Annotated in this window: 22 protein-coding genes; 16 read left to right on the top strand and 6 right to left on the bottom strand. The window is 58.0% G+C overall.

The window, feature by feature from the left end; genetic code table 11:
• On the top strand, positions 1–307 hold a 307-nt coding region (locus tag ACEQWH_RS00005; RefSeq protein ID WP_370227072.1), incomplete at its 5' end, for a hypothetical protein.
• Positions 308–517: 210 nt separating this feature from the next.
• Positions 518–1051: a hypothetical protein gene (locus ACEQWH_RS00010; RefSeq protein WP_370227075.1), complete on the top strand. Its 534-nt coding sequence runs from the start codon at positions 518–520 to the stop codon at positions 1049–1051.
• 887 nt (positions 1052–1938) lie between these two features.
• Here ACEQWH_RS00010 and ACEQWH_RS00015 read toward each other — a convergent pair.
• Complete coding sequence (locus tag ACEQWH_RS00015) at positions 1939–2982, bottom strand: phytase (protein ID WP_370227077.1); 1044 nt, start codon at positions 2980–2982, stop codon at positions 1939–1941.
• On the bottom strand, positions 2972–3607 hold the full coding sequence (locus ACEQWH_RS00020) for a hypothetical protein (protein WP_370227078.1): 636 nt from the start codon (positions 3605–3607) through the stop codon (positions 2972–2974). Before ACEQWH_RS00020 ends, ACEQWH_RS00015 begins: the two co-directional genes overlap by 11 nt.
• Before the next feature lie 224 nt (positions 3608–3831).
• Between ACEQWH_RS00020 and ACEQWH_RS00025 the strand changes: the two genes are divergently transcribed.
• Genes ACEQWH_RS00025 through ACEQWH_RS00050 form a run of 6 tightly spaced genes read left to right on the top strand, consistent with a single transcriptional unit; the run spans position 3832 to position 10283 of the window.
• Positions 3832–5586 (top strand): ABC transporter permease, encoded by a 1755-nt coding sequence (locus tag ACEQWH_RS00025; protein ID WP_370227081.1) that lies wholly within the window; start codon positions 3832–3834, stop codon positions 5584–5586.
• A 3-nt stretch (positions 5587–5589) separates the two neighbouring features.
• Entirely contained in the window at positions 5590–6678 is a 1089-nt protein-coding gene (locus ACEQWH_RS00030) for an ABC transporter ATP-binding protein (RefSeq protein ID WP_370227083.1), read from the top strand.
• 13 nt (positions 6679–6691) lie between these two features.
• Positions 6692–7792 carry an ABC transporter substrate-binding protein gene (locus ACEQWH_RS00035; RefSeq protein ID WP_370227085.1) on the top strand — a complete coding sequence of 367 codons (1101 nt, stop codon included), beginning with the start codon at positions 6692–6694 and terminating at the stop codon, positions 7790–7792.
• A 51-nt stretch (positions 7793–7843) separates the two neighbouring features.
• Complete coding sequence (locus ACEQWH_RS00040) at positions 7844–8638, top strand: inositol monophosphatase (protein ID WP_370227087.1); 795 nt, start codon at positions 7844–7846, stop codon at positions 8636–8638.
• Positions 8635–9255, top strand: a complete 621-nt coding sequence (locus tag ACEQWH_RS00045) for a protein phosphatase (protein ID WP_370227089.1) — start codon at positions 8635–8637, stop codon at positions 9253–9255. Before ACEQWH_RS00040 ends, ACEQWH_RS00045 begins: the two co-directional genes overlap by 4 nt.
• 17 nt (positions 9256–9272) lie before the next feature.
• Positions 9273–10283 (top strand): substrate-binding domain-containing protein, encoded by a 1011-nt coding sequence (locus ACEQWH_RS00050; protein WP_370227152.1) that lies wholly within the window; start codon positions 9273–9275, stop codon positions 10281–10283.
• A gap of 310 nt (positions 10284–10593) precedes the next feature.
• Here ACEQWH_RS00050 and ACEQWH_RS00055 read toward each other — a convergent pair whose 3' ends face one another.
• Positions 10594–11001, bottom strand: coding sequence for a hypothetical protein (locus tag ACEQWH_RS00055; protein ID WP_370227091.1), 408 nt, complete (start codon positions 10999–11001; stop codon positions 10594–10596).
• Between the two features lie 168 nt (positions 11002–11169).
• Between ACEQWH_RS00055 and ACEQWH_RS00060 the strand changes: the two genes are divergently transcribed.
• Genes ACEQWH_RS00060 through ACEQWH_RS00095 form a run of 8 tightly spaced genes read left to right on the top strand, consistent with a single transcriptional unit; the run spans position 11170 to position 17993 of the window.
• The gene (locus tag ACEQWH_RS00060) at positions 11170–12039 is read left to right on the top strand and encodes a PhnD/SsuA/transferrin family substrate-binding protein (protein WP_370227093.1); all 870 of its coding nucleotides are present in this window, start codon (positions 11170–11172) and stop codon (positions 12037–12039) included.
• A complete protein-coding gene (locus ACEQWH_RS00065) occupies positions 12032–12853 on the top strand; it encodes a phosphonate ABC transporter ATP-binding protein (protein WP_370227095.1) in 822 nt (273 codons plus the stop codon). The genes ACEQWH_RS00060 and ACEQWH_RS00065 overlap by 8 nt, the downstream gene beginning before the upstream one ends.
• The gene (gene phnE / locus ACEQWH_RS00070) at positions 12846–13676 is read left to right on the top strand and encodes a phosphonate ABC transporter, permease protein PhnE (RefSeq protein ID WP_370227096.1); all 831 of its coding nucleotides are present in this window, start codon (positions 12846–12848) and stop codon (positions 13674–13676) included. Before ACEQWH_RS00065 ends, phnE begins: the two co-directional genes overlap by 8 nt.
• Complete coding sequence (locus tag ACEQWH_RS00075) at positions 13673–14338, top strand: class I SAM-dependent methyltransferase (RefSeq protein WP_370227098.1); 666 nt, start codon at positions 13673–13675, stop codon at positions 14336–14338. Before phnE ends, ACEQWH_RS00075 begins: the two co-directional genes overlap by 4 nt.
• Entirely contained in the window at positions 14335–15546 is a 1212-nt protein-coding gene (locus tag ACEQWH_RS00080; protein ID WP_370227101.1) for an alpha-D-ribose 1-methylphosphonate 5-triphosphate diphosphatase, read from the top strand. The genes ACEQWH_RS00075 and ACEQWH_RS00080 overlap by 4 nt, the downstream gene beginning before the upstream one ends.
• Positions 15543–16748, top strand: a complete 1206-nt coding sequence (locus tag ACEQWH_RS00085; RefSeq protein ID WP_370227103.1) for an MFS transporter — start codon at positions 15543–15545, stop codon at positions 16746–16748. The genes ACEQWH_RS00080 and ACEQWH_RS00085 overlap by 4 nt, the downstream gene beginning before the upstream one ends.
• Positions 16735–17550 carry a sugar phosphate isomerase/epimerase family protein gene (locus ACEQWH_RS00090; protein WP_370227106.1) on the top strand — a complete coding sequence of 272 codons (816 nt, stop codon included), beginning with the start codon at positions 16735–16737 and terminating at the stop codon, positions 17548–17550. The genes ACEQWH_RS00085 and ACEQWH_RS00090 overlap by 14 nt, the downstream gene beginning before the upstream one ends.
• On the top strand, positions 17550–17993 hold the full coding sequence (locus tag ACEQWH_RS00095) for an HIT family protein (protein WP_370227108.1): 444 nt from the start codon (positions 17550–17552) through the stop codon (positions 17991–17993). Before ACEQWH_RS00090 ends, ACEQWH_RS00095 begins: the two co-directional genes overlap by 1 nt.
• 45 nt (positions 17994–18038) lie before the next feature.
• On the opposite strand, the gene ACEQWH_RS00100 is transcribed toward ACEQWH_RS00095, so the two are convergent.
• The 3 genes from ACEQWH_RS00100 to ACEQWH_RS00110 all read right to left on the bottom strand — a co-directional run bounded on the left by ACEQWH_RS00100 (position 18039) and on the right by ACEQWH_RS00110 (position 21007).
• Positions 18039–18353, bottom strand: coding sequence for a hypothetical protein (locus tag ACEQWH_RS00100; protein ID WP_370227110.1), 315 nt, complete (start codon positions 18351–18353; stop codon positions 18039–18041).
• A gap of 448 nt (positions 18354–18801) precedes the next feature.
• Entirely contained in the window at positions 18802–20049 is a 1248-nt protein-coding gene (locus tag ACEQWH_RS00105; protein WP_370227112.1) for an alpha-D-ribose 1-methylphosphonate 5-triphosphate diphosphatase, read from the bottom strand.
• A gap of 451 nt (positions 20050–20500) precedes the next feature.
• Positions 20501–21007, bottom strand: coding sequence for an NUDIX domain-containing protein (locus ACEQWH_RS00110; protein WP_370227114.1), 507 nt, complete (start codon positions 21005–21007; stop codon positions 20501–20503).
• Between the last annotated feature and the right edge of the window lie 140 nt (positions 21008–21147).

The following is a 21147-nucleotide window of genomic DNA, read 5'->3' on the forward strand; positions in this document are numbered from 1 at the left end:
CCTGAAGGGCATTGGTTATTTTGATCATTTGCTGGATGCTTTAGATCGTAAAAAACTTCTATTAGAGTATTTCGGATTTCTGGGAATGCCAATCGTAGACGCGGGTGCGTTCATTTCCGATTACCAAGTCGTTCTCAGGGACAAAAATCTTCAAGTCACTTTTCACAATGATGACATCGGGTGCAAACCGCTCGGAACAACCGCTGAAGAAACGGTATATATTTCGGCGTGGTCTGACTCTGAAGTCGAGTTAATGAGGTTGCAAAGAAAGCTCGAAGCAAAGCTAAGAGTAGTAAAACTGTCTTAGCCGAAAACGGGTTTGCAACGGGTGACGGGGGCTGAATGATGTCAGGGGCGTGGCGATTGTGGGTGCCTCAACCGCCATCCCGCACTGGGACGGCGGGGCGTTCATTGACGACAAAGCGTTGTATCAGGGCACGCCCTTGGCCACGATACCCTCGGCGACCCAAGTGTCGAATTTGGCCAGCACAGCCTCGCAGAAGGCAGTGTCGTTGATATGGCAGTCGAGCGTGGTCATCTGGACACGCCCGTCTGCGGCGGATTTGCTGGCGGCGATAAAGGCGGCGAGGCCCACGGGGTCACCCCGACTCTGGCGCTCACTCTCAACTGGCAATCCTTGGCGGCGTTCTCTGATGCTGAACTTGTCCATGAGCCGATTGACCTCATCACAGCAAAATTCATCCGGCGTCTGCATGACTGGTATCGGCGGCGCGGTGTGCGTCGGTCGTTCGTGTGGGCAGCGGCGACCGGAACCCGTTACGGCGCTCATTGCCACGTGGTCGCCCATATCCCCGCCGACCATCAACAGGCGTTTTTTTCGTGCTTGGCAAGAACGACAGGCGACCCCACGGACCTCACGCGATCCAATCAAAGTGCGGCTATCAGCGACTCCGGTGGCTGGTTCGTTACCTTTGTCCATCCGGCGGGCGTTGAGAACGCCGTTTGCTATCTCTGCATCCAAGCCCTGAAACATCTGCCCAGCGCCTTTGATCCAAAGAAGTGTTTCGGCGTGTCTCTCTCAAAGCAATAACGCTCGGGAAGTGTGGCGCCAAAAATCTAGCAGTCGGACCGGCATTTGACCCTAGATCTCTCAAGATGCGGGGGTGGGGGGTGCCTCGGCGGCCATGAGCGAGGCCAGAACGGGGTGCAAGGGTGTTTTTGGCTTCCCCCCCATGCCGCAAACAGATGCCAGCGGCGCCGTACGGGGCTATTTTCGGCCTTTCCATCGATCCGGTGTTTTGGTTCATGTCGGTCTCGGCCTGTGTTGGGAGGGTTCCCCTCCCTCCCTCCGGTGGTGCCCTTTCCTGTGTGGCGGGGGTCTCTCTGCGGTCTCTCAGGGTTTCTGTGTTGTGTTGCGCTTCCGGAGGCGCCGGTCGGCGATTGTCTTTTGAACAAGAATGGCCCAAACCTGCCGTTGGCCGGTGGGTGCCGATGCTGCAATGCGGTCCGCCATTCCGGACATTCGCTGCACGTGCTCGGCCTAGATGATGGCCAAGGTCTCAAGAGCGGACGAAGCGGATGATTGCTTATGCAGCCATTGCTTGCGCAGCATCTGTTCACAAGCGCGGCAGGAATGCTGATGCGACATCGCGCTCACGACCGAAGCGGTCGTTCAAGCGCAGTGATTTTGGTCCTTACAGTTAGTCGTGCAAATTCTTTGATAGGTTTCCTGATCGAGCCCCATGAGGTCAAATTTGGCTACCAGCAGTTGGTCGCCTTTAAGGGGTACGGGAAAGAACCGGTCTTCGTTGATCGATCGTTGGTTTTCCATTGGCTCAAGCAAAATGGCCAGCGCGCTGAAGCGGTGCGGTTGGTCATAGTCACTCAGTTCAGGTGTGTTTTCTACACAAACGAAAGCGCAAAGGCCTGTGGTGGTATTGAAGCCCGGCCCAATCCATATCGGGCCGGGATCAGGTCTTAGTCGAGCTTCAGAGACTCAAGCACGTCAGCCGCAGAGATGAACTTGAAGTTCGTTGTGAAGTTCGCGTTCTGATCGTCCATCATGACAAGCATACCCTTGGGATAGGCATCGCCCAACGGTGTCGCCACGACGTCCAGACCGTCCGTCTCGGTCACGCCATCAATGTCGCCTGCCGCGATTTCCACCAGACCGGCACAAACAGGCACCGTGTCCCCGATGATCGGAAAGACTGCAACACGGTGAATGTACTGGGCCGAGGCCATCAGGTACTTGTTCTCACCATCGTTATAGAGCGTCAGCCCCTCGATATCGTCGCGCGGGAAGCAGTCAGACGGGATCGACGCGATGCGGGTTGCCTCATCGCCGTCCTCAGGGAAGGCCGGGAAACGCCAGATCGCGACGTCTTCTTCACCCACATAAAGCGTGCCTGCGTCGTCGTCGATCACCATGCCTTCCGGCTGGGTTTCAACGCTGAGAACACGGGACTGCACCAGATCGAGCTGACCGCCATTGTCCAGCACTTCGTATTGCGCGACTTGCCCGGTCTTGAAGTTCACATAGACCCAAACGCGCCCGGTTTCCGGGTCGCGGCCCATGGCATGGCCATAGATGTTGCGCACGCGGCCTTCGTATTCAGGCATGCCCTCAAAGCGATGCGGCGAGGCGCGTTCAACCGTGCCATCGGCGCGGATCACGTAGAAGACGATGTCGTCCTCGTCCCGCTCTGTCGCTGAGGCCAGCCAAACGGTTTCACCACCCAAGGAAAACTCCCGGATATCGACGTTGTTGATCGATCCGTCGTTGAAGAACCCAACCTCTTCGCCCCGAAGGTTGTAAACAAACAGACCGTTATACTTATCCGTGCCCAGCACAAGGCTGGCCATTGGGTCCGTCGGATGCACCCAGATCGCCGGGTCATCAGCGTCGCCGATGATGCCGGGGGTTTCTGTTATGGCGGTGACGCTTCCCTCGGGGGCGTCGGCGAAGGCGGGCGCGGCCAGAAGCAGCGCCGCCAGAGATGTTGCGAGCTTAGTCTTCAACTTCGAACTCCGTCACGGGCAGGGTGAAGGAAATCACGATGGTGTCGCCACCGCGCACAGCGTTGATATAGCCGCCGATCATGCCATCGCCGTTGGGCGTGTCCGCCTTGAAGCTGCCGTCAAGGTTCATGGTCGCGGTGCCGGACCATTCGGCCAGCTCCTCATTGACCGATATGCCTTCGGCTTCCCACTCATATTCGAACTCGGTGAAGATCAGGTCGCCTTCGGGATATTCCTCAGCCGACTGAATGTTGAAACTGGCGGGCAGCGCCTCAAGATCGTTGAAGTCAGCGTGTGTCAGCTTGCCTTCAATGGATTTATCCATGCCGTCGAGGACGATTTTGATGCCAAAGTCCCACTCTTGGTAGGGCGCATAGTCCGTGTCGGTCAGCAGGTATTCGCGCTTGACCTCGATCTCGTGGATCTCAGCCATGTCCAGATCCATGATCTGCACATCGAAGGTGTGACCAACGGTCGTGCCCATCATCACCAGATGCGGCGTATCGCCAAGCCACGCGCTCGGGGCTTCTGTCAGCGTGTTGTTCGGGGTGATCGTATCGACCAGCGGGTCGGCAGCGGCCAATGTCGGCAAAGCCGCCAGTGCTAGAAAGAGAGGAGCGCGCATGTCATATCCATTCATTGCGTTGCAGTAAGAGTGCGCAATAGGGCGAGGTGAATCGCTTTGCACATATGTGCATTGATGTCCGAGTTTTGTGAAACTTTTGCGACAAAAGCTGTTTTTTATGGACTATGTTAGAGCATAGAGCTTATGCACATAGGTGCAAAAATAGTCTGAATACCCTCGTGATAACCCAAGCAAAGACAAACAAGCTCCTGCGTGCCGCGCACTTGCCCAGCGATCCGACGCTGGTCATCGGGTTGATCTGTTTAGTTGTTTTCCTTTGGCTGATTGCAGCGCCCTTGCTCGCTGTCTTTTGGGATATGTTCACCAGTCAGCCGGGCGATGGGCATCGCACCCATGTCGCCGATGGGGCCTTTACCGCCTATTATCTGGAGCGCGCCTTTGCCTCGCGTATGTCAGAGATTATCTTCCTGCGTCCGCTGATGAATACGCTGACCATTGCGGTCAGCTCAACGGTTCTGGCGCTGGGGCTGGGCACGGTGCTGGCTTGGCTCTTGGTGCGAACCGACATGATGGGCCGCGGCTGGCTATCGGCGGCGCTGATCATTCCCTTCATGCTGCCCGCCTGGACCTTTGCCTTGGCCTGGACCACGATTTTCAAGAACGCCAAAATCGGCGGGCAACCGGGGCTGGCCAGTTCCATGGGCTTTGATGCACCTGATTGGCTTGCCTATGGGGCGGTCCCGTCGATCATCATCATGACGTTGAATTACATTCCCTTCGTCATCATCCTTGTCGGTAACGCTCTGCGCCGTTTTGATGGCCAGCTAGAGGACGCCGCCCGCATATTGGGCGCTGGCCCGCGCACCGCCTTCCGGCTGGTCACAATCCCGTTGATGCGGCCTGCCGTGCTGTCCGCATGTCTGCTGATGTTCGCGGATGCGATCGGCGAGTTCTCGGTTCCTTATGTCCTTGGCTTGCCGGTACAGTTCGAGACCTTGGCGACCTCTCTTTACCGCGCGATTGGCACCCAGCAGAACGGTATGGCGGCGGTCTTTGCGGGTGTTGTCATGGCCATTGGCATCGTCACACTTGGCATCGACACATGGATGATGCGCGAAACCCGCCGCTATGCGATCATCGGCGGCAAAGGTACCGCGAGCCGGGAAACAACACTGGGGTTCTGGCGCATCCCCGCGGTGGTGTCGGCGCTAAGCGTCTTTACACTGGGCGTGATCTTGCCCCTTGGCGCATTGATGCTCTCTACCGTGATGCATGTGCCGGGGCGCTTTGGGGCCGAGAACTTCACCTTCGCTTATTGGATCGGCACCAACCTGCCGACGCCTGCGGTGCCGACGGGGATCCTGCTCGCGCCTGAGTTTTGGTCGGCGGCGTGGAACACCCTGCGCATTGTTGGGATCGCCTCGATCAGCGCGGGCCTCTTGGGCATGGTGGTTGGCTATGTCGTGGTGCGCAGCCCTTGGCGGACGCTCTCTGTGCTGCTGCGGCAGATCACCTTCTTTCCCTATCTGGTGCCGGGTATTGCTTTTGCGGCGGCCTTCCTCGTCCTTTTCGCTGTCCCGCGCGGGCCAATCCCGGCGCTTTATGGCACGCCGTGGATCCTGCTGCTGGCGCTGATTGCGGACCAGATGCCCTTTGCCAGCCGGGCGGGAATCTCCTCTATGACCCAGTTGGGCCGCGAGGTGGAGGACGCTGCACGCATGGTTGGTGCAGGCTGGCTGCGCCGGATGCGGTCGATCATCCTGCCGATCAACAAAGGCGCGCTGGTGGCGGGCATTTTGATGCCCTTCGTGTCCGGCATTAAGGGCGTGAGCCTGTTCATCATGCTGGCCGTACCGTCGACGGATGTCCTGAGTACCTATTCCCTGCGCCTTGTCGACTACAACTACACGCAAGCCGCAAATGCGGTGGTGCTGATGATCTCGGCCATTGCGGTGCTGGGCACGTTGCTCATCAACCGATTGACCGGCACTGGCCTTGCCCGCGGATTGGAAAGCTAAACCATGACACCGATCACCATCACCGGTCTGACCAAGCACTTTGCCAAAACAGACGCCCCCGCCGTCGCAGATCTGTCCCTAGCGGTTGAGGCCGGGTCCTTCACCTGTATCCTTGGCCCCTCCGGCTGCGGGAAATCAACGCTTTTGCGCATGATCGCCGGGCTTGAGCGGTGCGATGCAGGCCAGATCGCGCTGGGGGACCGCGTGGTCGATGGCAGCGTCTTTGTCGCGCCGGAACGGCGCGGCGTCGGCCTTGTGTTCCAGTCCTACGCGCTCTGGCCGCATTTGACAGTGTTCGAAAACATCGCATTCGGCCTGCGCCTGCAACGGGTGAATGCCGCAGCGCGCAAGGCCCGCGTGGCCGAGATGGTCGCGCTTTTGCGCATCGAAGGTCTGGAGGGCCGCTACCCCTCGCAATTGTCGGGCGGACAGCAGCAGCGGGTGGCGCTTGCGCGAACGCTCGCGCTGGAACCGGACGTCCTGCTGTTGGATGAACCCCTGTCGAACCTCGACGCCGCCCTGCGCCTGCAAATGCGCGAAGAGCTTGCGCGCCTGCACCAGATCAGCGGCACCACCATCGTTCTTGTGACCCATGACCAGTGGGAGGCGATGTCGCTATCGACCCATATCGCGGTGATGGACGCCGGTCGCTTGCAGCAGTTTGGCACAGCGCTCGACATTTACGACCGGCCAGCGAACCGTTTCGTGGCGGAATTTGTTGGCAGCCCGCCAATCAACCTGATCCCACAAGGCAGTCTTGCCGTGCCGTCCCTCGGCGGCGGCACATATGAAAGCGGCATCCGGCCCGAAGCGATCCAGATCGCTGCGAGCGGAACACCGGCGCGTGTGACAGAGCTGATCCCGACCGGCGGCTCTTGGATCACCAAACTGTCCCTCGAAGATGGCGATCAGACCTTGCTGATGTCCTCTGCCAGCCGCCCCGCGATCGCGCCGGGTGAGGCCGTTCACATCACCGTCGACCCGAGCGGGATTCACCAGTTTGACCAAGCGGGGAACCGCGTGGTTCCGAGGCCCGCCCCGGCAACAAGACCCAAAGTGGCATCACCTATTTCTTCTCAAACCTATGGATAACGGACCTGAGACCATGCAGACTTCAGTGAAATCTCTGATCATCACGCTGGCGGTTGCCTCGCCCGCGCTGGCCGAAGACTTCGACGCCGCCGCGCTTTTGGACGCGGCCAGATCCGAACCGCCGCTCTTTGTGATCGACAGCACCGGCAAGGTGCGCGAACAAGCGGCTAATTTTGGCGAAGCTTACGGGCTTGAGATCAACGCCACTAAATCCAAAGCCCCCGCCACCATCCGCATGATCGTGGGCGAGGCGCAGGCGAATAACGTGCAGGCCGATGTCATCGTCATCTCGGACACGCCTGCAGCCACAGCGCAGATCCTTGAGCCTGGCTACGCGGTGTCCTACCTGCCGTCCACCCGCGCAGACGAAATCCCCGAGCATTCTCAGAACCCACTGATCGTGTCGAACTCACCGATCGTGTTCACCTATAACACCGCGCTGAACGACGGTTGCCCGGTCGATAACATCTGGGCGCTGACAACGGCAGGCTGGAACGGCCATTTCGCCATGCAGGACCTGCTGGGCAAGCCGGTCTACACCGACTGGTTCAATCAGATGGCAACGCACCATGACGACGCGGTTGCGGCGGCTTACGAGTCATATTTCGGCACACCGCTGGAGACCGACTATGACAGCGCAACCGAGGCTTGGGTCGCAGCCCTAGCTGGCAACCAGCCAGTGCTGTTCAACTCTGACAGTGACAGTTCTGAAACGGTTGGCGCACCCGATGTGACCGAGAACTTCATGGGCATGATGTCCACCGCGAAATTTCGTGACAACGAAGACGGCTATACCCTCGGCATCTGCGATACGATGCAGCCTGCGATTGGTTGGATGACCCCGAAATTCCTGCTGATCACCGCTGGCACGGATAGCCCGAATGCCGCGAAACTTTATGTCGACTACCTTCTGTCCGAGGAAGGCTGGTTGCCACAATCCATCGACGGCAAAGTGCCGACCAACATCACCCATGCGGCGCCCGAGGGTGAGCCTTCGGGCGTCATGAACCACATGGACAAAATGTGGTTCTACGACTCCACAACCGCGCTGGCAGACTGGCAGACCCGTCAGGATTGGCAGGATTTCTGGGCGCTCGCACGGTCCGGCAGCTAAGGGCTTTGGCATCGGGGTCCGCGCCCCGGGGCCACTTTTCGAAAGACTTATATGACTGAACTTGATCTCTCCGCCCGCGCAGCGTTTCTGCGGGATTTGGCCCCCAAGGCCGCCGAACTTGCTCGCGAAGGCTTCACCTCGCGTACCGCTGGCACCTTTGCGCTAAAGGGACCACAGGATTTCCTGACCGAAACCGATATGGCGGTCGAGGCGCTGATCCGCGATGCTCTGGCCAAGGCCTTTCCCGAAGATGGCATTCTGGGCGAAGAGGGTGGCGGCACCCCAACCGAGCATCTGTGGATCATTGACCCGATTGACGGCACAGCCAATTTTGCGCGCGGCGTCCCGCATTTTTGCGTTTGCATCGCATTTGCCGTGGCGGGTGCCCCGGTTCTGGGGGCCATTGTCCATCCTTTGACCGGCGAATTTTGGTTTGCACAAAAGGGCAAGGGCGCTGAAAAGAATGGTCGCCCGATCCAAGTGACGGGCACCACCTCTCCGGACACGGCCTGTATCGAGATGGGCTGGTCCCGTCGCCATTCCGTTGAAGGCTATTTGACAGCGCAACGCCATATCCTGACTGGCGGCGGAAATATCCGTCGCGGCGGATCGGGCGCATTAGCGTTGGCTTGGGTCGCCGAAGGGCGCTCGGACGGTTACCTAGAGGCGAATATGAATTGCTGGGACTGCCTAGCAGGCATGCTGATGATCGAAGAGGCAGGCGGCGATGTGCGCCCGTTTTCTGGCGGCCTCGAAGGGCTCAGCCATCCTGCCCCAGTCCGGGCCTGCACGCCCGCGCTCACCGCGCTTCTGGATGCAGCATTGGAGCAAGGAGGCGCGATATGAGAGTTGATGCAGGGACCATGAAACTGATCTTCGCCGAGGCCGAAGCGGGCCGTGCCCCGCTTCACCGTATTGAAGGTGGCTTCCATGGCGCGGATATTTTCATCGGCAATCGGCAGGCCGCAAGTAACCCCGAGATTTTGGCCGAAAACGGCATAGGCGTGGTTCTGAATTGCGCTGTGAACCTCGATATCAATATGGTGACCGAACCGGCAGGTGACGTGCAAAACCTCGTCTTCGGTTGGGGGCCTGTCCGTTACTATAAGCTTGGCATGATCGACGGGGCTGGCAACTCTGACGACTTTCTGATGGCGGGTTATTTTCTCTTGCGGGGGCTGCTGACCCAAGAAATGCCGGACAAGCCAAGCTACCCTTGGAAGACCCGCGGTCATTTATTGGTCCATTGTCGAGGCGGGCGGAGCCGGTCCGTGATCTTAGTTGCGCTGTTCTTGCATATCGAACGGCCCGAGACCTACCCGACGCTTGATGCGGCCATAGCCCATGTGCGGGTGCATCGCCAATTGGACCCGAAAGAGTGGCCTAGCGCACCAAAACAGGTATTAATCGACGCGGCGACCCGTTGCGCCACCGTGCTTAAACAACTTCAAAGGAATATCTGATTCCACGCCTTAAACCCATAGACCGTCCAGCGACCGCATCTGACGTCGCGGCCCTTGCTGGGGTGTCGCGCTCTGCGGTTTCGCGAACCTTCACCCATGGCAGCAGCGTCTCAGCAGAGACGCGCGCGCGGGTCTTGAAGGCGGCGGAAGAGCTGAACTATCACGTCAACCATCTGGCGCGCGGCTTGTCGAAAGAGGAAAGCCGCCCGATCTGCCTGCTCGTCTCAACCCTTGGCAAACCCTATCACGCAGAGCTTCTGAATGTCCTGACGCAGAAGCTCCAGCTTGCGGGTCGGGTCGTCATCCTGATCAACGTGGGCGACGATCCTCAAAACGCCCATACCGCGCTAGAGCAGACCCTGAACTATCGCGCCGCCGCCACGGTGGTTCTGTCCGGCTCTCCACCGACGGAGATGGTTGAAAAATGCGTCGCCGCCGGGCAACGCGTCATTCTGGTCAATCGGTCTGAGATGTTCGAGGGCACGCATTCCATCGGGATCGACTATCAATCTGCGATGGAACAGGCCGCCTCAATGTTTCATCGCGCCGGCTGCACGTCCATTGCGATTGTCACCCGCCAGAAAAGCACCCCCAGCCTGCGCGCGCGCGAAGCGGCCCTGGCAGCCGCGGCAGAGGCTTTGGGCATATCAACGTCGGTCTGGATGGGCGAGGCGACGACCTATGACCAGGGCCGCGTTGCCGCGCATCAGCTCTTGTCCAGCGTCACGCCACCCGACGGCGTGTTCTGCACAACCGACTTGATGGCCTGCGGCTTCATGGATTCGGCGCGCAATGACATGAACATGGCGATCCCCGGCGACATCTGCGTAGTTGGCTTTGACGACATCCAGCAATCCGCCTGGGACAGCTACAATCTGACAACCTTCGCCCAGCCTTTGCCTGAGATCGCCGATGCGGTGCTGGAGTTGATCAACCATTCTGGTGCTGAGTCCGCCGAAAGCGTCGTGCTGCCAGCAAGACCGGTCTGGCGGCAATCAATCCGCCCAGCTGAAAGGCATCGGATCTAGTGGAGCGAGCCATTCTCATGTATGCAGACGAATGGTCCAATAACGATCGAGTTGAAGCGGCAACGTATCACTGGACCCACTGCAAGTCGAGCAGTTCATTCGCGGGGTCAAGACTCTGGTTTGACGATCTTTTGCCTCTCATGTTGCATGCTTAACAAGCTTCCTATTTGAGCTTGATGCCGGCCAGGTCCCAAAGACTTGTCCTTTGATGTCGCACCTTCGGCAAGAGAGTCAGTAAGGTCTCGCGCTCTGTTGACGTTGCGCCAAAGACTACTCCTCGCCATGAAGCAATGGCCGCTTTCTTGCAGCTTTACAGCGACCGAAACAGAACAACTCCAGTGACTTTTTGCTGCGCGCGCAGCAGAAAAGTTAATTCAAAGTATGGGCTCGGAACGGTCATGCGACGATGCAGAGCTGATCCCGGAATTCTCAAGAATTGAACGTCAGCTTCCATTTTCTCGGCTAAGTTGGTTTGCGACTGCAGCGAAGGTCCGTTAACCGCCCATTGTGCATGATGTTGCTTTCGGCCCAAAGCCGCCGTTGGCAAGTGGAAAATACGCTGCGGCACAGCTTCCCCGAAGCAGCCATTAGTGCACCTTGCAGCATCCGGCCCATAGCGAACTTTTGCTGAAATATTGAAGCGCTGCGATGCAGCCAGACAAACCGGCCCTACGACTTGCCCGCTTGATATCAGCACTGACGGATTATTGGCGCCCAATCCAGAGCCCCTACCAAAGTCTGGTCAGAACACCCAACCTCTATTCGACCAGAACAGCTCGAAGCTATGGCGACGCCACCCGTTGCAACATAACTGTCACGCAAGTGTCGCGCAGTCGTTTCATCCCGAGAGAATCATTCGAATGAATTTCATTTAGGGAGAATCGCAATGAAACTTCATTCCGTATTGGCGGGCACGGCGCTCGCGATGATCGCCGCGGTCGCAGCTCAGGCTGAAACCTGGAAACTCGCCGTCACTGATGTTGAGGGCATGGAACGTCTTCAGCTTGAGTGGGGTCCGTTCAAGGAAGCCTTGGAAACTGCTACTGGCGATACGTTTGAATTCTATGCCGTCAACTCCCGGACCGCTGCGGCCGAAGCGCTGCGCGGCGAAACTGTGGACTTTGTCGTATCCGGTCCCGCCGAATATGTCGTCATCAACAAACTGACCAACGCCACCCCGATTGTCGGCCTTGGCCGCCCTGACTACCACTGCGCGATCGTTGTGCGGGCGGACAGCGGCATCAACACTGTGGCTGATCTAGAAGGCCGGACGGTTGCCTTCGGCGATATTGGCTCCACGTCCAACATGCTGTGCCCGATGCAGGTTCTGGCTGACCACGGTCTCGACCCGATCAACGATATCGAAGTGATGCACACCAGCCGCAACATCGCCCATGAAGCGTTGAAGAATGGCGATGTGGATGCGCTTGGCTCAAACGCCGGCAGCTGGCTGAACGTGCGCAACGCTGAAACGGATCTGCCTTATGGCTTCTTCCGCATTCTGGCGCGCTCTGGCGATTTGCCCAACGACATGATCATGGTCGGTGCCCATGTGCCTGGCGATGCGGCAGCAGCAGTGCAGCAAGCCATCATCGAGAATAAGGACAGCATCATCGCAGGCATTACGGCCCACGAAGAGAATGACAAATATGTCGGCATGGATCTCGTGGAAATCGAAGACAGCGCCTATGATTACGTCCGTTCGATGTACTCGAACGCAGGCTACCCTCAGTTCGACAATTTCATCGGTGACTAATTCCGGTCTTGAAACGCTGGTCGCGCCCGGTGCGCAGCCAGATCGAGCCGGGGCAGACGTCTTTGCCCCGGTTTTACCTGTAGATCTGCGTGTGACCGGGCTCACCAAGAGCTTTTCGGGGACGCCTATCTTCAAGGATGTCTCTTTTGGCCTGTCGCGCGGTGAAGCCGTAGCGATCGTTGGCGCCAATGGCACGGGGAAATCGACCTTGCTGCGTTGCCTCATGGGGCTGATACCGGCTGATGCAGGTGTCATTGATGTGCTGGGAACAGACGTAGGCAGCGCGCGTTCCGCACAGCTGCGAAGCATGCGCGCGCAGATGGGTCTCGTCAGTCAAAAGCACAACCTCGTGCCACGCCTGTCTGTTCTGTCGAATGTCGTTCAGGGGCTACTCGGTCAAAAACCTGGCCCGCGCCATTGGAGCCAGAGCTTCGCGCCCGCCGCGTCGCGGCAGGCCGCTCTCGACGCTCTGGAGAAGGTAGGCCTTGCGCATCTCGCTGAGCGGAGGGCAGACCGGCTGTCTGGTGGGCAGTCTCAACGTGTGGCCATCGCCCGCGCCCTGGTCGGCAAGCCCAAAATCCTGATTGCGGATGAACCGACCGCCTCTCTGGATCCCGCTGCTGGCGAAGATGTCATGGACGTCTTCTTCGATCTTGCGCGCCGGGAAGGCGTCACGGTGATCTTTATTTCCCACAACATCGACCATGCGCTGCGCTATGGCGACCGGGTTCTTGGCCTCGCGAATGGCGGTATGCCGCTGGACGCGCGCGCCGATGGGCTGAGCGCAGAAAAATTGCGAGGGCTCTATGACTGACGCATCTCACTCCATGTCTCATCCCAGACGGCTCCCCGCCCGATACGAACGCCCCTCAGCCCTTGCCTTTTTGGGCTATGCCGCCGGGGTGGCCTTAATCCTGTGGTCTTTTGCCGGGGCCGGGTTTTCTCTTGAAAAAGTGATCTCATCCCCGCCGCGCTTTGCCGATTTTCTCGACCGCGCGTTTCCCCCGAACCTGGACCCGAAGGTCTTGTCGCGGCTGGGCTGGAAGATGCTTGAAACCCTGCAAATCGCTTTCGCGGGTGCCGCGGCTGGTGTGATCCTTGCCGTGCCGGTTGCCCTTTTGGCGGCCCGAGGGTTGATTGCACCCAATTGGGTCAACCAAGTCGTGCGCACGGGCCTCGGTTTTATCCGGGCTGTCCCCGATATCGCTTGGGCTTTGGTCTTTGTGGTGGCCGTAGGTCTTGGACCCTTTGCGGGCATGCTCGCCATTGCAATCGACACCATCGGGTTTTGTGGCCGGTTTTTTGCCGATGACATGGAAGCGGCTGACAAAGGCCCCTCAGAAAGCCTGACCGCCACAGGTGCGCGCAAGTTGGACGTGGTTGCCTGCGCCACGATCCCTGCCGCGATGCCAGCCTTCATATCGACCTCGCTGTTTGCGACGGAAAAGGCCGTGCGCTCCTCAACCATCCTTGGCCTGGTCGGGGCTGGCGGCATCGGGATTGAGCTCAAAGTGGGCTTTGATCTCTTTGACTACCCAACCGCCATGACTGTTATTTTGATGATCGCTGTCGTGGTCATCTCAATAGAATACCTTTCGGGCTGGGCCCGAACCAAGATCATCGGAGAACAACGTTGACCGCTATCAACAAGACCGACACTGCACACCAACATTGGAGCAAAATCTGGGACGAGATCGAGGAAGGCTCCAAATGGCTGACGCCTGAGCCTGATGTCAAACGCTGGGCCGAGGGTTTGGCACAAGGCGCTGCCATTCTTGACCTTGGGGCAGGAGTTGGGCGACATGCCTTGTCTCTACAAGCTGCTGGTTTCGAAATGACGGCACTTGACGCCGCCCCAGAGGGGCTGGCCGAGATCGACAAAGCCGGTACGGGAGTGCACACCCATCTTGGCCGAATGGACCATTTGCCCTTTGGCAACGCCTCTTTCGACCATGTACTGAGCTGGAATGTGATTTACCACGGCGATGAAACTGTCCTTCTGAACACAATCAGCGAGATACGCCGGGTGCTGAAGCCGGGCGGGACGTTTCTGTTGACGATGCTGTCAAAGCGGCGTCTATGGATCGACCGTGAAAAGCTAAATGGTCCGCGGGAAATCAGCCGCAACACATGGGTGTTCGACGAAGACGGATCAGACAAGCGCCACCCGCATTACTATTGCGGTGCCGTTGAAATGCTGGCCCTTTTTCAAGGGTTCGAGGTGATGTGGATGGAAGATCGTGAGCATGAAAAGCCGGGGTCCTGGCATTGGCACCTCATTTTGGAGCGGCAGGCATGATCCAGACCTTTGTGGGGGCAGATGTGTACCTGCCAGGTGAGATCGCAGACACAACCGTTACGGTGGAGGACGGCGCGATCGTCGACATCGGCGGCCCTGTTCAAGGCACCCTGATCGATGCGCGCGGCAAGATCCTTGCGCCGGCGCTCATCGACGTGCACGGCGATGCCTTTGAGCGGCAGGTCATGCCGCGCCCCGGCGTCTTTTTCCCCATGGAAACTGCCGTGCTTGAAACTGACCGGCAATTGGCCGCAAACGGTATCGCAACGACCTATCATTCGATCACGCTTAGCTATGAGCCCGGCCTGAGGAGCGTAGAGCGCGGGCGTTCGATGATGCAGGCGATCCTTGATCTGGCCCCTCGTTTGACGGTGGAAAACCGGTTTCAACTGCGGTGGGAGACTTTCGCGTTTGAAGCGCTGGAAACCCTCGATTGGGCGATGGATGCGCCGCTTACGCCATCACTTGCCTTCAATGATCATCTTTCGATGGCCATGCGCAGCGCCGATACCGGGATCCAGGAACGCCCCTTTGAACATAGCCCCGACTTCAAAGTCATTGACCTGAATGATGCCGATCTGTTCGCAAAACGCTATCGCAAACACACGGAACGCTCTGGTCTAGACTATGATGATCACAAGGCGTTGGTGCACCGCGTTTGGGAGCGGCGGCCCGATGTGGTTGAAACAATTCATGCTGTTGCCACGAAAGCCCGCGCAAAAGGCATTCCGATGCTCAGCCACGACGACACGCAGGCCGAAACCCGCAATTTCTATCACGAGATCGGGGCCACGACATCAGAGTTCCCGATGACGATGGGACCAGCGCAACAGGCCCGTGCGAACGGCGATCTTATCATCTTCGGCTCGCCCAACGCGGTGCGCGGGGGGAGTCATATCGGCTCACTCGGTGCGGGGGATATGGTTGAAGAGGGCCTGTGTGATGTTCTGGCGTCCGACTATTACTACCCTGCCATGTTGGCCGCTGTAGACCGCTTGGATCGTGAAAAACGCGCAGATCGTTTGGCCTTGTGGTCGCTGATCTCAAGCGGTCCGGCACGAGCTATGGGTCTTGAGGACCGAGGAGATATCGCCGTCGGAAAACGAGCGGATCTTGTACTGGTGGACTGGCCCCAAGAACAAACTCCAGCGGTCCAAGGCACCTGGGTTGCCGGGCGCGCCGCGTACCGGGCGCAATCAGCCCGATGATCCAAAGGCTGCACCCCTACTGGCCTTCAATGGGGTTGGGCATCACCCAGATCATGGGCTACGGCACGCTGTACTACGCCTATGCGGTTTTGTTGCCGCATATGGCCGATGATCTGGGCATGTCGCTGTCTGGGGCCTTTGGCATTTTGTCCCTTTCGCTGCTTTTTGGCGGCGCCATGGCACCGATCGCGGGGCATTTAGTGGATCGCTTTGGCGGGCGCTATGTCATGACCATTGGGTCTCTGGTTGGTGGGCTCGCGCTTTTGGCCTTTGCGGGTGTGTCGGGGCGTACTTCATTGTTCTTGGTTGTTTTGGTGACCGAAGCTGCCGGGATGTGTGTGCTCTACAATGTCGCCTTTGCATCGATTGTCAGGCTCGAAAGCCCGCTGCGCCCGGCGACGATGATCTCGATCATCACTCTTTTTGGCGGAGTGGCATCGACGATCTTTTGGCCGGTCACTTTGGCGCTTTATAATGCGTTGGATTGGCGGGATACGTGGCTGGTCCTAGGCGTGGCGTATTTGGTCATTTCGGTCCCGATCCACTATTTTGCCTTGTCGGGAAAAGAAACGGACCCGCAGGACGCCGCCAAGAATGTGCAAAAGGACTGGCCGCTGCTGGACGGGTCCGATCGCAGGCGCGGGATGCTGTGGATGGTGATCTCGTTTACCTTTTCGGGCTTCCTCATGGGCGCAGTGATGACGCTTTGGGTCACAAATGTCCAAGATCTGGGGCATAGCGCAGCGCTTGCCGCCGTGGCAGGTGCGGTTATTGGGCCGTTCAAAACTGTGGGCCGCATGCTGGAAATGGTGTTTAGCCGCAACCTACACCCGCTGATGACTTATATTCTTGCTCTCGGGCTTACCATGTCTGGGTTTTGCACGATTCTCGCTGTTGGCTTCTCGGTACCCGGTGTGATCATCGGTGCGGCACTCTATGGAATGGGCGACGGGATCAAAACCATTGCACGCGGCACACTGCCCTTGGCGCTGTTTGGGGCCAAAGGATACGGCGCGCGCTTGGGCTGGATCGCTACGTTGTCCATGTCGGTGAATGCGGCGGCGCCTTTCACCTTTGCTCTGATCACTGAACATTTTGGCGGCTGGGTCTCGTTTGCAGCGATGGCCGCGATCCGTGCTATGTCAATCCTTGCTTTCTTCTTCATCCCCGATCCACGGAGACACGCCCATGCAACCGCTTAAGATTGGCGCCTGCCTTGCGCCACATGAAATCACCGACCACCGCGATTGGCTGTTTGATGCAGATCGCGATATTGAACTGCAAGGTTTCAGTACCCACAAAGACCTCTCGACCGAATTCGAAGACCGCATTTCCGCCGCCAAAGAGGCGCTGAGCGGCTTTAGCGGGCGACTTGGAATCCATGGCCCTTATGAGGGGCTGGATATGGACAACAAAGACCCCGAGGTGCGTCCGATCATCACAGCGCGCTTTCTTAAAGCTCTGGAAGCAGCAGAACGTGTTGGTGCGCAGCAGATGGTGCTGCATTCGCCCTTCAACCGCTGGTATGCGTGGAACCGTTTGAACAAGCCAAACTATTGGGAAACGAAACTGTCACGCATTCACGACGTCATGACGCCGGTTGTCAAAGCCGCGGAAACAGCCGGCATCACCCTTGTCATCGAAAACATCCTCGACGTGGACCCGGCCAGCCGCCGTGCCATGGTCGACAGTTTCGAGAGCGACGCAATTGCCCTCTCCATCGACACAGGCCATGCCCATCTTGCGCGCCGCATGTCAGGCGCGCCACCCGTGGATTATTTCGTGCGCGATGCCGCCGATCAACTGCACCATGTGCATTTGCAGGACCTTGACGGTCATGCGGACCGGCACTGGGCGCCGGGCGAAGGCGAAATTCACTGGCAAGAGGTCTTCCGCGCCCTTTCAGAGTGTCGCTCCGCGCCGCATTTGGTGCTGGAGCTGCGCCGCAAGTCCGACATTCCGACCGGCTTTGAATACCTCAAAGGGCTGGGATTGGTTGAATAGTGTCGAACCTCATCTCCGATCGCGTCGCTTTGGCCAAGAGGGGTGAAAACCCCTGGGTTATCCGTCAGATGACTTCCGGCTGGCTGGTGATTGGAGACGTCCAGCCCTTGCCTGGATATTGCGTGTTTTTGGCCGATCCAGTCGTCCCGTCAATTAACGATCTGACCGAAGACGCGCGCAGCCAGTATTCGCTTGATGTCTTGCGGGCGGGCGACGCTTTGCTGGCCGCAACGGACGCGTTTCGCATCAACTACGAAACACTCGGCAACACGGAGCCAGCGCTGCACACGCATATCATCCCCCGCTATGCAAATGAACCTGCGGACAAGAGTAGGCTTCCGGCGATGATGGTCTATTCCTGGGCCGATGCGCCGCGTTTCGACGCGCAGGCCCACGGACATCTCGTCACCAAAATTCGAGCGCACCTCGAACGAACGACCTAGCAGCCCGGGCGCATGACGAATAACATGCGCCCGAGCACCGATTGTCTAGCTATGCGACATCGCAGCAAATGGCATCAGATCCTCGCCCATCGCAACGATGCATCGGTTGCCATCAGAATAAACGATGACAAGGGTCCAGTCGCCCCCTGCGTCCTCCCACAACTCCATGACAGAATCGGGGCCGCGCAGACCTGCCCAGGACCGCTGCGCTTGGTGATAGGTTTCAAGGCGGCGGCGCATGATTTCTTGAGGCTCGCAAAGTATCTGCGCGATTGGACCGCTGGTGTCTGCTGCAATCGGTGTGGCACAGGATAGGACAGCTAAAGAACTGAACACCTTTGAGAAAACTGATCTCATCATAACAGTGTTTCCCGTATTCGCGCGCAAAGCTCTTTCATCCAACGTGCAGCCGTGCTGGTTGCGACAAAAGAGTGATAGAAAGGCGCTTTTGCGCAGTTTGGAATGGACATGTCGTGCTCCTAAAAACAAAAAAGCCGCCTCGGAAACGGGCGGCGGGGTAGCTTCGGGGATTTTAAAGGTGATTTAAGTCGCATCACCGATCGAAGATATGCCGCCACACGCGTCTAGCGCCCAAAAATGGGCGTAACCGTATTCATAGGTTTTGCGCGGCATAGGCATGAGGTTCTCCAATGCCTTTTGCCTAGAAGGCTCGCGGCCCCAAGTCAACTGTTGTGAAAGTTGGGGCCGGCTTACTTCGGAGGTATAAGCCCGAACGACTGGGCAACAAACGCCACACGCGTTTCGACGTCGCAAAAAGGCAAGAGAACTTCGAAGCACCCAAGCTCTTTCAGAGCCGTCCCTGTCCTCCCGCTTGGCAGGAGCAAGCGGCCAGACCCCAAGAGCGGTCTTGAAACGCGAGTTTGCCCGCAACGAAACTCGCGACCACATGCGGCCGCCCCATATCGTCTTGACGAATAACGACAACGTCGGCGCGAGATCCCGGGGCAAGCGTGCCGCGGTCGGTCAGACCTACGGCCTGGGCAGGCCCTGAGGACACAAGACCCCAAGCTGTAGCCAGGTCACATACGCCCTCGCGCGCCAGCTTGAATGGCGCATGCAACAGTGCGGGGTAATAGTAATCAGAAACCAGCGCGTCACACAGGCCGGCTTCGATCAGCTCGCGGGCCGTGACGTTGCCCGAGGTGCTGATCCCGCGCAGGGCATTGGGGGCGCCCATGATGATGGCATTTCCCAAATCCCGTGCTGTTTGGGCCGCCGCGCGCGTCAGCGGAAATTCTGCGATCGTCGCGCCCAGTCCGTGATAGCTGCGGCGCGTCTCTGGGTCGGGATCATCATGGGATCCGAACGGCACATCAAGCTGGCGCATCGCGTCAGCGAGACGTTTGATACCATCGACCACTCCGACACCGTTCTCAACCGTCTTGGCCATCAAAGACCAGAAGTCTTCCGGCGACATGCCAATGGTCGCCGCCCAACGGGCGATATGCTCAGGCTTGTCCCGCAGCTGTTCGAACTGCGGAATGTGGTTATTGAAGACCACATAGCTGATCGTGCCGTCTTCAAGCCAAGACAACAACTGGTCAATTCCGTCCAAGTAGAAGGTTTCGTTGCGCAATTGAATGCGGATGTCGGCGGTCGGTTTGGGGTGCAGATTTTCCAAGCCCTCGATGACCGATCGGGCCGCTGCTGCACCACGCATTTCACCTTCCCAGGAATAAGACTGCGCCAGATAGGCGGTGGTTATTCCGTTGGCGATCAGTTCGCGGTCCACATTCCGAAGCGCCACCCACTCTGGAAAATCAGCACCGGCGCGCGGCATGAGATGGCGCTCATGCCCATCCCCGTGCACATCAATGATCCCCGGAAGGATCAAGCAGTCCGACACGTCCAGTTGTGGCCATGCCCCTTGAAGGCTTTGAGAAGAACCTTGGAAACTTGGCGGCGCCGTGGTGATCACGCCTGCGTCGAAATGTAGATCGGCTTCCAAAAACAGGCCATCCGGCCCCAGAACCCGTCCGCCGGTAAGCGTTCGTCCAGAGTGGGTTTTCTGCTGTTGTTCAAGGAGCGCGTCCATGGCGTGTCTTCCATCAACTTTTGAATTTTCTTCTTGGAAGACTAAGACCTCCATCATGGTACAGTCTTGGACGTACTGTGAGACAACTGTGTGACACGGCGTGCGGCGGCTGCAACTTTCAGGAGAGGGCAAGAGCAACATCGCGCAAATTTGGGTACTTCAAATTCTTCGGTGGCAATTGCCATTGCGGCGCATCTAAGGATACCGTCACAGAAAATTTACACCCGGAGATTCGGAATGCCGACGACAATCTATGTCGCTGAAACGGATGGAAATAATCAAGTCTGCGCTCTATGGGTGAAGCGCAGCGGCCAAACCTCTGCAAAACCCTTTGACCCCACATGTGAGACCCTTGAACCCACAGACCACGTTGATATCTGCGGCGCGAGTCAGGCTGCGATCAAACAGTGGGTTGCTGTTCAAAAGTCTCTGTCCACCCGTTAAGTTTTGGCTAAGCGCCTTGCAGAATAGACAACTTTACTAAGAAGCGCTCAAGTTCCGGCTCGCATCGATCAACTGGGACTTGGTCGCGGTGAAACCACCGAATTTGGTTGAATTCAGAGCGATCAAACGCAAGGTCTTGCCACCGGTCGCCCCGCAGAATGTACCAAAGCGACACATCAACATGACCCGGGGTGCTGCCGACCGTTGTGGTTGCGGTGATGAATTGCGGGTCTGGGAACAGAAAATCAGCTTCAATGCCAAGCTCTTCTAGGATTTCGCGCTGAACAGTTCGCTTTGGATGCTCGCTCGGTTCCACATGTCCGCCCGGAGGCAGCCACAGACCCGCTTTGATGTGATCAACCAGTAAGATGTGATCGCCATCTATCAGAACGAAATACGACACCAGATGTTTGGGTGGGGTCGCTGGCTTTTGTCGGCGAAATATCTCAACCCCGCTGTCGAGCCATGAAAGCGCATCATTTATAACGGCGTTTTCATCATAATCGAAAGGCACAATTCTTTCGAATGATATGCGTATATGCGATCGGAGGCGATCAGGTACCATTGTCTGACCTCAAGAAATACAAGAATGTCCAGAAGAAGCATTATCGAAGGGCTATGGCTCCCGGCTCGCGTTTACCGTCTTCCATTTGA

The organism is Cognatishimia sp., assembly GCF_964229375.1.
Taxonomy (GTDB): Bacteria; Pseudomonadota; Alphaproteobacteria; order Rhodobacterales; family Rhodobacteraceae; genus Cognatishimia.

Excerpts from the sequence above, each read along its gene's own strand:
- ACEQWH_RS00010 (WP_370227075.1), top strand. The coding sequence starts at position 518 with ATGGCAGTCGAGCGTGGTCATCTGGACACGCCCGTCTGCGGCGGATTT.
- ACEQWH_RS00020 (WP_370227078.1), bottom strand. The coding sequence starts at position 3,607 with ATGCGCGCTCCTCTCTTTCTAGCACTGGCGGCTTTGCCGACATTGGCC.
- ACEQWH_RS00030 (WP_370227083.1), top strand. The coding sequence starts at position 5,590 with ATGACACCGATCACCATCACCGGTCTGACCAAGCACTTTGCCAAAACA.
- ACEQWH_RS00035 (WP_370227085.1), top strand. The coding sequence starts at position 6,692 with ATGCAGACTTCAGTGAAATCTCTGATCATCACGCTGGCGGTTGCCTCG.
- ACEQWH_RS00040 (WP_370227087.1), top strand. The coding sequence starts at position 7,844 with ATGACTGAACTTGATCTCTCCGCCCGCGCAGCGTTTCTGCGGGATTTG.
- ACEQWH_RS00045 (WP_370227089.1), top strand. The coding sequence starts at position 8,635 with ATGAGAGTTGATGCAGGGACCATGAAACTGATCTTCGCCGAGGCCGAA.
- ACEQWH_RS00060 (WP_370227093.1), top strand. The coding sequence starts at position 11,170 with ATGAAACTTCATTCCGTATTGGCGGGCACGGCGCTCGCGATGATCGCC.
- phnE (WP_370227096.1), top strand. The coding sequence starts at position 12,846 with ATGACTGACGCATCTCACTCCATGTCTCATCCCAGACGGCTCCCCGCC.
- ACEQWH_RS00080 (WP_370227101.1), top strand. The coding sequence starts at position 14,335 with ATGATCCAGACCTTTGTGGGGGCAGATGTGTACCTGCCAGGTGAGATC.
- ACEQWH_RS00085 (WP_370227103.1), top strand. The coding sequence starts at position 15,543 with ATGATCCAAAGGCTGCACCCCTACTGGCCTTCAATGGGGTTGGGCATC.
- ACEQWH_RS00090 (WP_370227106.1), top strand. The coding sequence starts at position 16,735 with ATGCAACCGCTTAAGATTGGCGCCTGCCTTGCGCCACATGAAATCACC.
- ACEQWH_RS00100 (WP_370227110.1), bottom strand. The coding sequence starts at position 18,353 with ATGATGAGATCAGTTTTCTCAAAGGTGTTCAGTTCTTTAGCTGTCCTA.
- ACEQWH_RS00105 (WP_370227112.1), bottom strand. The coding sequence starts at position 20,049 with ATGGACGCGCTCCTTGAACAACAGCAGAAAACCCACTCTGGACGAACG.